The sequence below is a fragment of the Paenibacillus uliginis N3/975 genome (assembly GCF_900177425.1).
Lineage (GTDB): Bacteria > Bacillota > Bacilli > Paenibacillales > Paenibacillaceae > Paenibacillus_AQ > Paenibacillus_AQ uliginis.
Genome location: NZ_LT840184.1, coordinates 4123928 through 4137205, shown reverse-complemented (window position 1 = coordinate 4137205; position 13278 = coordinate 4123928). Strand labels below are relative to the sequence as shown.

General features: G+C 48.0%; 11 protein-coding genes. 10 read left to right on the top strand and 1 reads right to left on the bottom strand.

The genetic code is table 11. From position 1 onward, the window contains the following. Positions 1 to 112 precede the first annotated feature (112 nt). The 4 genes from B9N86_RS19635 (at position 113) to B9N86_RS19620 (ending at position 2649) form a co-directional block, all read left to right on the top strand. Positions 113 to 550, top strand: coding sequence for a YlbF/YmcA family competence regulator (locus B9N86_RS19635; RefSeq protein ID WP_208914817.1), 438 nt, complete (start codon positions 113 to 115; stop codon positions 548 to 550). Positions 551 to 593: 43 nt separating this feature from the next. Beyond that, positions 594 to 857, top strand: coding sequence for a YlbG family protein (locus B9N86_RS19630; RefSeq protein WP_208914816.1), 264 nt, complete (start codon positions 594 to 596; stop codon positions 855 to 857). A gap of 379 nt (positions 858 to 1236) precedes the next feature. Then, positions 1237 to 1674, top strand: a complete 438-nt coding sequence (locus tag B9N86_RS19625; protein WP_208914815.1) for a hypothetical protein — start codon at positions 1237 to 1239, stop codon at positions 1672 to 1674. A gap of 93 nt (positions 1675 to 1767) precedes the next feature. Further along, positions 1768 to 2649, top strand: a complete 882-nt coding sequence (locus B9N86_RS19620) for a PHP domain-containing protein (protein ID WP_244562768.1) — start codon at positions 1768 to 1770, stop codon at positions 2647 to 2649. Positions 2650 to 3661: 1012 nt separating this feature from the next. Here B9N86_RS19620 and B9N86_RS19615 read toward each other — a convergent pair. Further along, positions 3662 to 5422 carry an Rqc2 family fibronectin-binding protein gene (locus tag B9N86_RS19615; RefSeq protein WP_208914814.1) on the bottom strand — a complete coding sequence of 587 codons (1761 nt, stop codon included), beginning with the start codon at positions 5420 to 5422 and terminating at the stop codon, positions 3662 to 3664. Positions 5423 to 5603: 181 nt separating this feature from the next. Between B9N86_RS19615 and B9N86_RS19610 the strand changes: the two genes are divergently transcribed. From B9N86_RS19610 to gmk, 6 genes are all read left to right on the top strand, one after another. Further along, entirely contained in the window at positions 5604 to 8396 is a 2793-nt protein-coding gene (locus B9N86_RS19610) for a calcium-translocating P-type ATPase, SERCA-type (protein ID WP_208914813.1), read from the top strand. A 73-nt stretch (positions 8397 to 8469) separates the two neighbouring features. Continuing rightward, positions 8470 to 9330 (top strand): diaminopimelate epimerase, encoded by an 861-nt coding sequence (gene dapF, locus B9N86_RS19605; RefSeq protein ID WP_208914812.1) that lies wholly within the window; start codon positions 8470 to 8472, stop codon positions 9328 to 9330. Positions 9331 to 9507: 177 nt separating this feature from the next. Further along, positions 9508 to 11388, top strand: coding sequence for a bifunctional homocysteine S-methyltransferase/methylenetetrahydrofolate reductase (locus tag B9N86_RS19600; RefSeq protein ID WP_208914811.1), 1881 nt, complete (start codon positions 9508 to 9510; stop codon positions 11386 to 11388). Between the two features lie 38 nt (positions 11389 to 11426). Further along, complete coding sequence (locus tag B9N86_RS19595) at positions 11427 to 12311, top strand: YicC/YloC family endoribonuclease (protein WP_208914810.1); 885 nt, start codon at positions 11427 to 11429, stop codon at positions 12309 to 12311. Between the two features lie 51 nt (positions 12312 to 12362). Next, entirely contained in the window at positions 12363 to 12623 is a 261-nt protein-coding gene (gene remA, locus B9N86_RS19590) for an extracellular matrix/biofilm regulator RemA (protein WP_006209218.1), read from the top strand. Positions 12624 to 12637: 14 nt separating this feature from the next. Then, positions 12638 to 13213: a guanylate kinase gene (gmk, locus tag B9N86_RS19585; RefSeq protein WP_208914809.1), complete on the top strand. Its 576-nt coding sequence runs from the start codon at positions 12638 to 12640 to the stop codon at positions 13211 to 13213. Positions 13214 to 13278 lie beyond the last annotated feature (65 nt).

Sequence of the window (13278 nt, the reverse complement as noted above, 5' to 3'; positions counted from 1 at the left end):
ATTTTGGCGGTGTTCAACTGCAGTTTCCCCCTTCTTAAGCAGCGTCCGTTATGCTATGATAAAGAAGTCCACCTTTTGGGCGGACTAATTTATAAAGAAGCGGGATGAGATCATGAGCGTATCGGAATTGAACACGGTTGATATGGCCGAAGTGCTCACCTACGCCTATGAATTGGGCGACATGATTAATGCATCCGTCGAGGTGGCGGATTATCTATATTGGAAACAGGCTGTTGAGAACGATCCGGGAATTCAGGCCCTGATTAATAAACTTGACGCCAAGAAGGAATTGTTCGAGGAAACACAGCGGTTCGGTCATTTCCACCCTAATTATCATTCGGCTAAAGATGAAGTTAGTGCGGTAGAAGCGGAGCTTGAAGCATTTGAAGCTGTTGTGCGGTTTAAGGTTGCAGAGAAGAACCTGGATGATCTGCTGTTTAATATGTCCGAGAAAATCGCATTTTCAGTGTCGGACACGATTAAAGTTCCAAGCAACAACGCCCTTCCAAAAAAAGGGTGCGCAAGCGGCGGCGGCTGCCAGTGCGGCTGATCTGAGCGGTAATAGATAGAGATGAAAGAGAGGCGAGACCAGGATGCTGGCGGAACGAACCGGTTATATTATTTGGGTAAGTGATGTGAAAGCAGCAAGAAACCTTGAGAAATACGGCAGTGTGCACTATATTTCACGTCGAATGCAATATGTTGTAATGTACGTTAACGCTGATCGTGCGGACGAGACAGTCAAGAATATTCGCAGACTTTCCTACGTCCGTAAAATCGAGCGTTCGTACCGGAACGAGATTAAGACGGAATACAGCAGTAACGTGCCTGACAAGACCAAATTTTTCGGACCATGAATGAACTTCTCCGGTTAGCACCCGGTCTTGCCGATAAGTTGAATATGCAAAATACAAGCGGCCGCGAGGCCGCTTTTTTTAGTGTGCCACGCATGGCAATTAACTAGTGGTGAAAGTCCACTGTGGGGGTTTGTAGTTATCAACTTATCTAGCAAGAAAAACTACGACTAAGTGCGGTCTGTCTTCCTTGAGGTACGTCGATAGATTTTTTTACATTAGAAAATAGAACTTTGCGAATCCATGAAATACCGTGATTTTAATTTTCAAGAACTATTCACAAAGAAAAAAGTTTCTGACTTGTGCATAATTAAGGAATGATGTAATATGTTGGGTATATATACATAGACATAAAGACCCATTGGGTGGAGAGTGATAATCCATGCGCGACAAAGGGACAGAGCGGTGGAGCACCTACGAACCGTTTTACATTACGTTAAATGACAAGAAAATAGCAGACATCGTCATAACAAATCATGCCAAAAGTCGGTACACGGATCGGGTGGAACATCACGATACTCCTCATGAGGAGATTGGGGCCTGGATGTGGGAATGTTTGAAACAGGATCGCATTGTGCCTTATTACAGAAATGAGCAGGATGTGTATCTTATTGATGATGATCTCGTCGTAGTTGCGGAATTTTCAGAGCTGGAACACGAACGTGATCTAATCGGAAACCCGCTGCATCGGATGATTATTGTGACTTTTCTCGGACGGATGTCTGAGACGATTGAACTTCGGGATCTAAAATCCTATTATTCATGGTTACGTCACTCCCGGCGTATGACCTTAATAAAAAACAGCCGTAAACGGAAATAGAGCATGCGTGTGACAGCACGGATGCTCTTTTTGTATAGATCTGAGAAGTTCGGTAAAATAGAGAAATAAATGATGCAAAGAGGAGTTGTAGAGATGGAATCGGGTCAACAAACGTCATCAATGGCTGACAGAAGAAAAGGCTGCGATCTTCATACACATACGCTGGCTTCGGACGGGATGAACGAGCCCTCCGAGAACGTGCGCCTTGCGTACGAAAAAGGTCTATACGCTATTGCGATAACTGATCATGACACGGTTTCTGGTGTTCAAGAGGCTCTTGAAGCGGGTAAGCGTTACGGGATGACAGTTGTCCCAGGCGTGGAAATCAGCACCATGGCAGGTGGTAAGGATATTCATATTCTTGGATATTACGTAGATACGGAAGACAAAGATTTTCTGAACCGTCTGTCCAATCTGCGTAATACGAGAAATGAGCGCAACGAGAAAATCATTCGTAATCTGCAAAGTCTTGGTATTGAAATAACGATGGAAGAGGTTATTTCAGGCCTTGATCGGGATTTGAAGCCGGATGAAAGCATTGGCCGTCCTCATATAGCAGACACACTCGTAAAAAAAGGATTTGCCTCGAATATGCGTGATGCATTTGACCGTTACCTGGCGCACGGGGGTCTAGCCTACGCTGCTCAGCCTCGCATTTCTCCGCAGGAAGCGTGTTCGTGGATAAGAGAGGCTGGCGGAACGGCGGTATTGGCGCATCCGGGTCTGTATGATGATGACGGACTTGTAAGTGAAATTATTAAGGAGGCCCATCCATCTGGTATTGAAGTTTTCCACTCGGATCACGGACCAGAGGAAGAACGCCGTTATGGGGCAATGGCTGAGGATTTTGGTCTGATCGTGACGGCAGGCTCCGATTATCACGGTGAGCGGCAGGGAGCTGTGTTTCATGGGGATATTGGCAATCGCTCTGTGCCTGAAGATGTGCTGGAGCAGTTAAAGGCTGCGCGTGGATAGAGCCGGTAATTATTATTGAATTAAATGAATCCACTAAGCCTACGTTTTAAAGACGCTGCAAGTACGAATCGTTCCTCCAATCGCTGTTGCTCCCGAATTTCTTGAATTATTCCATAGAGGAAGAAATTCGGGAGCAAAGGCGACCGCTTTCGCTTCTCCGGAATCGCTTCGTCCTTTCCGCTGCTTCGTGTTTATCCATCAATCCTTTATCTCACTTAGCACACATACTCTTTCTGCTAAATAGCTGAGTCCATCCCTTTCAAGCACCGTCCCTTCGGATTGCAAGGGGGAGGGTGGGTGAAGATGTGGGCGACTGTTTTTTGCCCACGATTTTAAGAACAAGGGCAACGTTCCTGATAAAGAAAATGACCGCATCACCGATTATTTATCGGGAAGCAGTCGTTTAAACGATAGTTTTTTATTATGGGTCTGCTTGACGTGAGATGACCGCCCGTCATGCAGACCTTTTTAAATATTATGTGGGAGACTGAAGAATATGCGTGTTTGCTCGAGCAAGAGGTATTCCAAGTAAACCACCGCCATGGTGGTGGGAAAGTAAAGGTGAAGTACGCCGTGTACTCCATCTCAAAGGCATGTTCTGGAAAGGATGATTTGAGATGTCACCGATACCCAAGAAACAAAAGGTAGCTAAGATAATTTAGCTGTGAGGAATGCGGTGGAGAGACGTATCCGGAGTACTATAAGGGGCACATGGCTACGAATACAGGATAAGTGATGTGAAAAATGAAACTGGGTGTAGGTAGAAGTCACACCCAGCTATATAGATTGAACTAAAGAAAAGGAAGTACTTCAACGGAGAAGGCGGAATTATTCTGGAGAAACGGTAGTGGTCGACCGAAGCTTTCCACAGGAAAGCTCGCTTCGAAAGCATAAGCTGTCCCCGGATTTCAACATTAGAATAAAATAATAAAAGAAATCTGGGGGCAACAGCGATCGGAAGAATAATCCGCATTCTTAGTGATGCTCAGACTAAGAATCATTAGTTCGACCATTACTTTCTCTGGTTCTTAATAACATTCGGCAGGCTCTTGATGAGCTGTGCATCCGGTGTCACAAATAGCGTCTTTTGGTGATCATAGATGACAAACCCCGGTTTCGAGCCGCTTGGCTTACGAACATGACGGATCAACGTGTAATCAACGGGCACGCTGCTGGATTCTTTGGCTTGACTGTAATAGGCGGCCAATTGGGCAGCTTCCTGCAATGTGTTCTCCCCGAAACTGTCGCTGCGGATGACCACGTGAGAACCGGGAATATCTTTTGTATGAAGCCAGGTGTCGTTCGACGAGGCCAGACGGTTCGTGACATATTCATTTTGCAAGTTGTTTTTACCTACGTATAGCTCGATCCCTTCCGATGAAGTGTACATATGCAGTGTAGGTTTGTCATTCTTTTTCTTCTTTCGTGTCTTGCGGCTACGGTCGCGTAGATAGCCTTGCTGGATCAGCTCTTCTCGTATCTCGTCAATATCGTTCAGTGAGGCGTGGGCCAATTGTTGCAGCAGGTTTTCAATATAACTGATCTCCTCACGGGTCTTGATGAGCTGTTCATCGATAACGGCCAGGCTGTTTTTGTATTTGTTGTACTTCTTGAAATAACGCTGTGCGTTATCGGACGGAGACAGCAGAGGATCAAGCGGGATGGTGATCATTTGCTGATCCTCGTCGTAATAATTAAGCAGTTCTGCTTGTTTGTCACCCTTTTGAATACTGTGCAGTGAGGCGAATAGCAGCTCGCCGGAAATGCGGTAACGGTCAGCGTCTCCGGCTTCCTCCAGATCCTCATGCAGCTTATCGAGCTTCTTGATGTTTTTGGAGCGTTCGTTCTGCAGGAAACGGAGCAGATCGCTCACCTTCTGCTTAACGGTATCCCGCTGAGCCTTGTCGCCGTAGTAATCTTCCAGACATTTGCTAGGGGAGTCGTAATGCTCTGTTTGCCCCGGAAGCATTGTGAGCGGGATGACGGAAAATACCATTTTCCCTTTGACGTTCACTCCGCTCACGGGTGTGTAGCGGTGGTTTTCAACTTCGGTCATTATTTCGGAAAAAGCGTTCCATAACCCGCCGCAGTCTTTCTCGGCACTGGAAGGATCTCCACCAGTCGTATAACCAGCCCGATGGGCAATCTCCTGTGCTGCAAGAGGACTCATTCCGCTAAAAGAATCTACCAGGCATGCAATAGGATCATCTGAACTGAGCAGACAAGATTCCCGGAACTGTTCCTGCACGGTCTCCAGTGGATTCAGCTTATTCTGCTGCGGAGGTTCAGTGTAAGCCACCCCCGGCATAATGATCCGGTAGCTGCTGATCGCTGGTGTGACGTGATGGATTCCGTCGAGTATGGTTCCTGTGGAATGATCCAGGAGGATGATGTTGCTGTGACGGCCCATAAGTTCAATGATGATCGTTTTGGAGGAAACATCTCCAAGTTCATCCCGCTGCCGGACACGGATGTGGATGATTCGTTCCATGCCGATTTGTTTGATTTCCTCGATAATTCCGCTCTCACAATGTTTCCGCATCAGCATACAGAACATCGGAGCTTCGGGCGGGTTGAGGAAGCTCTCTTCCGTCAGGTGCACCCGGGGATACGTCGGATTTGCGGAAAGCAAAATCTTGGCGTTTCCGTTCTGTGATCGGATGTGGAGCACAATATCCCGTTCATTCGGTTGATATATTTTACTGATCCGGGCGCCCCGACAAGCTGTAAGCTCATGCACAATCGCCCGTGTTACAATACCGTCCAATGCCATTCGTCATTCTCCTATCTGTTACGTTACCCTTCTTGCTTTCTTCTCTATGATGCCATACTTCGCGCAAAAACTTAAGGGCCAGGCTGTGATATTTGTGGTCCTGTCCGAATACATTTACGTTAAGAGGTGGAAAAGCTGTCGTCCGCCGGAACTGGAGAAACAACCGGGAGGGAAAGGAAGCATGGAACAAAAGTTATGGCACCAGATGGATGTTGATGAACTGCAGCAGGTGATGCGGGTGCATCCGCAGCAGGGCCTCACGGAAGAGGAAGCAGGAGAAAGACGGAAAACCAGCGGGTTGAACGAACTGTCCGAGGGCAAGAAAATATCTCCGTTCACACTGTTGTTGAATCAATTCAAGGACTTCATGGTGCTCGTGCTCCTTGGTGCCACGTTGGTATCCGGTCTGCTCGGAGAATACCTAGATGCCGTGACCATCATCGCCATCATTTTAATTAATGGAGTGCTCGGCTTTGTACAAGAATTTCGGGCCGAACGTTCACTCCGGGCATTGAAACAGCTGTCAGCACCTACTTCCAAAGTGCTGCGGGACGGAAAAGTAATCCATATTGCGGCAAAAGGATTGGTTCCGGGAGATATTATTCTGGTAGAAAGCGGAGACCGGATTCCAGCGGATGTCCGCTGGCTGGAGACAAGCAGCTGCAGTGTGGAAGAATCGGCTTTAACCGGTGAATCGCTGCCTGTGAACAAACATTCAGAGCCTATTTCAGAGCATGATGTACCTCTTGGTGACCTGAAAAATATCGGGTACATGGGCACGATGGTATCCCGCGGAACAGCGAAGGGAATGGTCGTCCGTACAGGGATGGATACCGAGATGGGCAAAATTGCGGATTTGATTCAAAATACTGAATCCCAGGAAACTCCGCTGCAGCATCGTTTGGAGCAACTTGGAAAAATACTGATCGGCGTCTCACTTGCACTGACCGTTTTGGTTGTTGTTACGGGAATTTTGCATGGCCAGCCGGCGGCAGGCATGTTCCTGGCAGGAGTCAGCCTTGCTGTTGCCGCGATTCCTGAAGGTCTTCCAGCCATCGTGACCATAGCGCTGGCGCTTGGTGTGCAGCGGATGATCAAACGTAAAGCTATCGTAAGAAAACTCCCATCGGTTGAAACGCTAGGCTGCGCTTCTGTTATCTGTTCGGACAAAACCGGTACGTTGACGCAAAATAAAATGACGGTAACCCGCGTCTGGATTGGTGGCCGGATGCTGGAAGTTACGGGACAAGGCTATGAGCCATCCGGTCAAATCCTGAAGGACGGAAAGTCCGTCGAGCTCCGGACGGATCAAGCTTTACGAAGACTTCTACAGATCGGCGGTCTGTGCAACAATGCCGAAATTCATGAGAGTACGTCTGAAGAAACAAGGTCAAAACGCAAGGGTAAGGAAGAAGAGCTGCAGCCTGTCAGCTGGGAGCTCAAGGGTGATCCGACAGAGGGCGCGCTGCTTACACTCTCTGCAAAAATGGGGCTTAGCCAGGGTACACTCGCTGCTTCTTATCAGCGTGATAAGGAATTCCCATTCGACTCCGAACGTAAACTGATGTCTGTTATTGTCAGTCACCAAGGCGGACGCTTGCTATGTACTAAAGGTGCGCCGGATGTGCTGCTAGATGCTTGTACTTATATTTTATGGGAAGGCAATGTCGTACCTTTGACCGGGACGCTACGGCAAAAGGTGCTGGCGGCCAACGAATCCATGGCTTCCTCGGCACTGCGCGTACTCGGGATGGCATATCGGGATCTTCGTTCTTACGATAAGCCGGAATCTGAACGAGAGGCTGAATGTCAACTTATCTTTACGGGGCTTGCCGGTATGATTGATCCTCCGCGTCGTGAAGTCCGGGATGCGATTGCAACATGCCGCCGGGCGGGAATCAAGACGGTTATGATTACGGGAGATCATCGCACGACAGCGGAAGCCATCGCAAGTCAGCTTGGTATTATGCCGCGTAATGGACATTCGATGACCGGGCAGGAACTGTCCCGTCTTGACGACAAGCAACTGGATGCGAAGGTCGATCAGACATACGTATATGCCCGAGTCTCACCTGAGCACAAGCTGAGAATTGTAAAGTCGCTCCAGCGAAAGGGACATGTGGTCGCTATGACCGGAGACGGTGTCAACGATGCCCCTGCGATCAAGGCGTCGGATATCGGTATAGCTATGGGGATTACGGGTACGGATGTGACCAAAGAAGCCTCAGCGCTAGTACTGAGCGACGATAACTTCTCCACCATCGTAGCCGCGATTGAAGAAGGGCGGAGCATATACGAAAATATCCGTAAGTTTATCAGATATCTCCTTGCCTCTAATGTTGGCGAAATATTGACGATGTTCTTTGCTATGATGATGGGTCTGCCGCTGCCATTGGTACCGATTCAGATTTTGTGGGTGAACCTTGTGACCGACGGACTTCCTGCTATGGCGCTCGGGGTTGATCAGCCTGAGAAAGATTTAATGGAGCATAAGCCGCGCGGGGCCAAGGAAAATATATTTGCAAGACGTCTCGGATGGAAGATTATCAGCCGCGGTGTGTTGATCGGTCTGTGTACATTGGGAGCCTTCTGGCTTACGCTGCGGACAGCACCGGATCAGGCCGGACAGCTGGCTAAGGCGCAGACAGTGGCATTTGCCACCCTCGTCATGGCTCAGTTGATTCACGTGTTCGACTGCCGTAGCTCACGGTCCATTTTCCACCGTAATCCGCTTCAGAACAAATATCTGGTATTAGCCGTACTGTCTTCGGTACTGCTCATGCTGGGTGTTATATACATCGAAGCTCTGCAGCCGATATTTAAAACGGTTCCGCTGGGACTGAGAGATTGGGCGATCACGCTTGTTGGTGCCGGTATTCCAACATTCTTGATGGGTGTAGGTAGCGTGTGGGGTGGTAAGCGTCACCGTGACCGCCGCAACATGATGACGAAAAGTGCAAATCTTTCGGCATAAAGTAAATTTGAAAATCCGTCTTGCTGCGGTATGCTGATTTCCATTAGCAGCTGCAGAGGAGATGGGTTTTCTTATGTTATTCACGAAAATGAACGGACTTGGAAATGATTTTATTATCGTATACGGCGAGAAGGATCTACCGATTAATGCTGCAGAACTAGCTGTAAAATGGTGCAATCGATTTTTCGGAATCGGGGCCGACGGACTTGTATATATATTGCCTTCTGACAAAGCCGACTTTAAGATGCGAATCATGAATTCTGACGGTTCTGAAGCCGAGCAATGCGGAAATGCCATTCGTTGTGTGGCTAGATACGTCTACGATCACGGATATGCCAATGGCAGTGAGGTCACGATTGAAACGCTAGGGGCAGGCGTACAGAAAGTCAATCTCAAAATGGATGGGAATCAGGTCCGAAGCGTAAGGGTAGATATGGGAGAACCAATACTTGAAGGGTTGAAGGTTCCAACTACGCTGGATCACAACCCGGTAGTGAAACATCCAATCGAGGTGGACGGACGGCAATTCAGCTTTACGGCTGTGTCGATGGGCAATCCTCACTGCGTGATCTATGTAGATGATGCCGTTCACTTTGACCTATCGGTATGGGGACCGAAGCTGGAAGTCCATCCGTTTTTTCCGAAAAAGATCAACGTTGAAATTGCTACCATAAAGGCGCGGAATTATGTGGATATGCGTGTGTGGGAGCGGGGTGTCGGGCCTACGCTGGCTTGCGGGACTGGTGCATGCGCAACTTTGGTAGCGTCAGTGCTGAACGGCAAAACGGATCGGGCTGCTGTTATCTCACTTAAAGGCGGTGATTTGTTCATTGAATGGGATAAGGCTGATAACCATGTATATATGACAGGTCCGGCTGAGATGGTATTTGAAGGAGAGATTCCGATAGAGCTGCGGGCTGCAGGGATACAGTAATATCGGATGGAAATTTATTTTATATGTTTCACGTATGTATAAGTCACTTAATATTTCTCGAAGAAACGCTCTTCATCCTTAATAAAGGATACCGAAAGCGTTTCTTTTTGTCTCTTTATCTTTGGGAAGTATTTATGATACATTAATATGAAACTATAGTCAGGTAGGGGGAGTACGATGAGACCGGATCTGCGACAAGCATGGGGAAACAAGGTACTAATCGGGGATGGAGCGATGGGTACTTTCTTATATCAAAAAGGTTTCCCGGTAGGGATATCCTATGAGGAGTTGAATCTGACCTCCCCGGAAGTCATAGGAGATGTACATCGCCAGTATATAGAAGCTGGTGCTCAGGTACTCGAGAGCAATACGTTTTCTGCGAATTACGATAAACTTTCGAAGTATGGTCTTGAATCGAGAGTGGATGAGATAAACCGGGCAGGCGTACGCATTGCTCGTGAAGCCGCTGGCAAGGACGGATACGTTGTCGGGGCAATAGGCTCCATACGTGGAGGGAAGCGGAACAATATATCGACCGATGAGCTGAAAAGGCACTTTGAACAACAGATTCATTCACTGCTGTCGGAGGGCGTGGATGGTATAGTGCTGGAAACCTTTTATGATGTTGAGGAAATGCTTCTGGCTTTATCCCAGGTGCGTAAGGTAAGTGATATGCCGGTTATCTCTCAGTTTGCGGTGGAAGATATCGCTAGAACACTTGATGGACATACGATGACAGAAGCGTTTCGCATTGTTTCTCAGGAAGGTGCGGATGTATTCGGATTCAACTGCCGGACTGGACCTAATGGAATGCTGCGTGCCCTGGAGACACTACAGGGAGTCAAGACACTACCGGCTTCAGTATTTCCTAACGCGGGTATTGCCGATTATGTGGACGGTGAATACCGTTACGGAGCCAGTCCTGAATACTTCGGGAAAATGGCAGTGCAGTTTGCTGACATGGGGGCCCGGATTATCGGGGGCTGCTGTGGGACGACACCGGCGCATATCGCCGAGATTTCGTCTGCTCTTACGAACTACATTCCGTCTCCGCTGCCGGAGCCTTCTATGGAAGACGTAGACCGAGACCGGATCGTACTGCATGAACATCCGGAACAAGAACAAGGAATGGAACAGAGCGGCGAGCCTACACTTGTTGATCTTGTAAAGGAGCGGCATACGGTCATTGTCGAACTGGACCCGCCTCGTGATCTAGATATTACAAAATTCATGAAGGGCGCTGAAGCGTTAAAAAGAGCGGGAGTAGACGCGCTGACGATGGCCGACAATTCGCTGGCTGTCACCCGGATGAGCAATATGGCACTTGGCCATCTTGTTCACAGCCGTACCGGTCTCCGGCCTTTGATTCACATCGCTTGCCGGGACCGGAACTTGATTGGGACGCAGTCCCACATGATGGGCTTTGATGCACTTGGAATTGATCATGTACTGGCTGTCACAGGCGATCCTGCCCGGTTCGGGGATTTACCGGGTTCCAGCTCTGTTTATGATCTGACTTCCTTTGAAATTATACGCATGATCAAGCAGTTGAACGAGGGCGTGGCTTTCTCGGGTAAGCCTCTGAAGCAGAAGGCGAAGTTTGTTGTTGGGGCAGCGTTTAATCCGAATGTAAGGCATCTTGATAAAGCGGTGCAGCGGCTGGAGAAAAAAATAGCCAGCGGTGCCGACTATGTGATGACCCAGCCAGTGTATGATCCGGAACTCATCGTAAAGTTGAGGGAAGCTACCAAGCATCTGGACATTCCAATTTTTATCGGGATTATGCCTTTAGCAAGCGGTCGGAATGCAGAGTATCTTCATAATGAAGTGCCTGGTATCCAGTTGTCCGACGAAGTGCGTGAACGGATGGCTGGCCTTGAAGGTGAAGAGGGCAGGTCTATGGGTGTGAAGATTGGGAAAGAACTATTGGATGTCGCGGCTGAGCATTTTAAAGGCATATACCTGATGACACCGTTTATGTTTTATGAGATGACGGCCCAGTTAACAGAATACGTATGGGAGTTATCCGACCGCCGATTGTCCCCCTTGTTTCATTAATAGTTATCAATTACAATAGTATAATGGATGTGATTCCGATGTCATTAAGTATGACCGGATTTGGTCAATCCGCCATCAAATTTGAGGGTTATACGGTTACCTTTGAAGTGAAGTCAGTGAATCACCGGTATTGCGAAGTTTTATTCCGGATGCCGCGTGAATGGGCTTGCTTTGAAGATTCTTTAAGAAGGACCGTACAGTCCCGCATCGGACGTGGGCGGATCGATGTTTACATTAATAAAGAAAGCGACGGCGAGAACTCCTCGGCGGTCCTTAATCATGCGATGGTTAAGGCTTATTTGAAAGCCGCGGATGAATTGGTGGGCTACGGCATTGAAGGGAAGCCAACAATTAGTGACATTCTTTCATTGCCTGAAGTTCTGATCAGCCGAAGTGAGCAGCCGGGCGAAGATAAGCGCCAGCAATGGGGCGAAATGTTATGCGGCGGGCTTGACAGTGCTCTGGATGGACTGATGCAAATGCGCAGTGCAGAAGGATCTCACCTAGCCCAAGATATGGAGCAACGGCTTGAACGCCTTCAGTCTTTGCAGACAGAGATGGTGAGCCTTGCTCCGACCGTCACAGCTGAATACCGGACACGCCTGCGTCAGCGCTTGGAGGTCTTGAATGACGGCTCGTTGGCTTTCGATGAACATATATTTGGAATGGAAGTCGCTTTGTTTGCGGAGCGCTCCAATATTGATGAAGAATTGATTCGTTTGCATAGCCATTTCAATCAATGCAGACAGCTTTTGCATCAGAAGGGGCCTACAGGACGCAAACTGGATTTTCTGATCCAGGAAATGAACAGGGAAGTCAATACGATTGGATCCAAAGCCAATCATCTGACTCTGGTAAACCGTGTTGTCGAAATGAAAGCGGAACTGGAGAAGATTCGTGAACAAGCCGCAAATGTAGAATAAGCAGGCTTATTCGGCAAATAGAGTCAAATGTATAGGGGGAACAACCGCAATATGGCAATCAAACTCATTAATATCGGCTTCGGGAATATCGTATCGGCTAATCGTATCATTTCTATCGTAAGCCCCGAATCAGCTCCGATTAAGCGGATTATTCAAGAAGCAAGGGATCGTCATATGCTGATTGATGCCACTTACGGCCGCCGGACAAGGGCTGTGATCATAACGGACAGCGATCATGTCATTTTGTCGGCTGTGCAACCGGAGACGGTTGCTCACCGTTTATCCAGCAAAGATGATGACAACGACGAATAAAGATGGGGAGTATTATGTCTACAAAGGGATTATTAATTGTATTGTCCGGTCCGTCCGGTGTAGGTAAAGGAACGGTATGTAGCGCACTGCGCAGTTTAGTTCCGGATCTGGTATACTCGGTTTCAGCCACAACGCGCAAACCGCGTATGGGCGAAGTGGACGGTGTTAACTATTTTTTCAAGGAACGTGAACAGTTTCTCTCCATGATCGAGAATGATCAGCTCTTGGAATTTGCGGAGTATGTCGGTAATTATTACGGTACTCCGCGCGATTTTGTGGAAGAGACCATAGCAAACGGTAAGGATATTATTTTGGAGATTGAAGTGCAAGGTGCGTTGAAGGTTAAAGAGAAGTTCCCTGAGGGGATATTTATTTTCCTGACTCCGCCGTCTTTGGATGAATTAAAGGACCGGATTGTTGGGCGCGGCACGGAAAATCAGGCCACGATAGATCACCGGATGTCTGTAGCGGTTGATGAAATGGAATTGATACGGCATTATGATTATGCGGTTGTCAATGACGAAATCAATCACGCATGCAAACGAATAGAATCTATCATTATTGCCGAACACTGTAAAGTCGTGAAGTGAGATCATTATTAGCTTCCTTTTTGACAGTGAGAGATCATTAGTATATGAAAATGAGGTGCTTTGAA

Bases quoted from the DNA above. Each gene is read 5' to 3' on its own strand.
- B9N86_RS19635 (WP_208914817.1), top strand. From the start codon at position 113: ATGAGCGTATCGGAATTGAACACGGTTGATATGGCCGAAGTGCTCACC.
- B9N86_RS19630 (WP_208914816.1), top strand. From the start codon at position 594: ATGCTGGCGGAACGAACCGGTTATATTATTTGGGTAAGTGATGTGAAA.
- B9N86_RS19625 (WP_208914815.1), top strand. From the start codon at position 1,237: ATGCGCGACAAAGGGACAGAGCGGTGGAGCACCTACGAACCGTTTTAC.
- B9N86_RS19620 (WP_244562768.1), top strand. From the start codon at position 1,768: ATGGAATCGGGTCAACAAACGTCATCAATGGCTGACAGAAGAAAAGGC.
- B9N86_RS19615 (WP_208914814.1), bottom strand. From the start codon at position 5,422: ATGGCATTGGACGGTATTGTAACACGGGCGATTGTGCATGAGCTTACA.
- B9N86_RS19610 (WP_208914813.1), top strand. From the start codon at position 5,604: ATGGAACAAAAGTTATGGCACCAGATGGATGTTGATGAACTGCAGCAG.
- dapF (WP_208914812.1), top strand. From the start codon at position 8,470: ATGTTATTCACGAAAATGAACGGACTTGGAAATGATTTTATTATCGTA.
- B9N86_RS19600 (WP_208914811.1), top strand. From the start codon at position 9,508: ATGAGACCGGATCTGCGACAAGCATGGGGAAACAAGGTACTAATCGGG.
- B9N86_RS19595 (WP_208914810.1), top strand. From the start codon at position 11,427: ATGTCATTAAGTATGACCGGATTTGGTCAATCCGCCATCAAATTTGAG.
- remA (WP_006209218.1), top strand. From the start codon at position 12,363: ATGGCAATCAAACTCATTAATATCGGCTTCGGGAATATCGTATCGGCT.
- gmk (WP_208914809.1), top strand. From the start codon at position 12,638: ATGTCTACAAAGGGATTATTAATTGTATTGTCCGGTCCGTCCGGTGTA.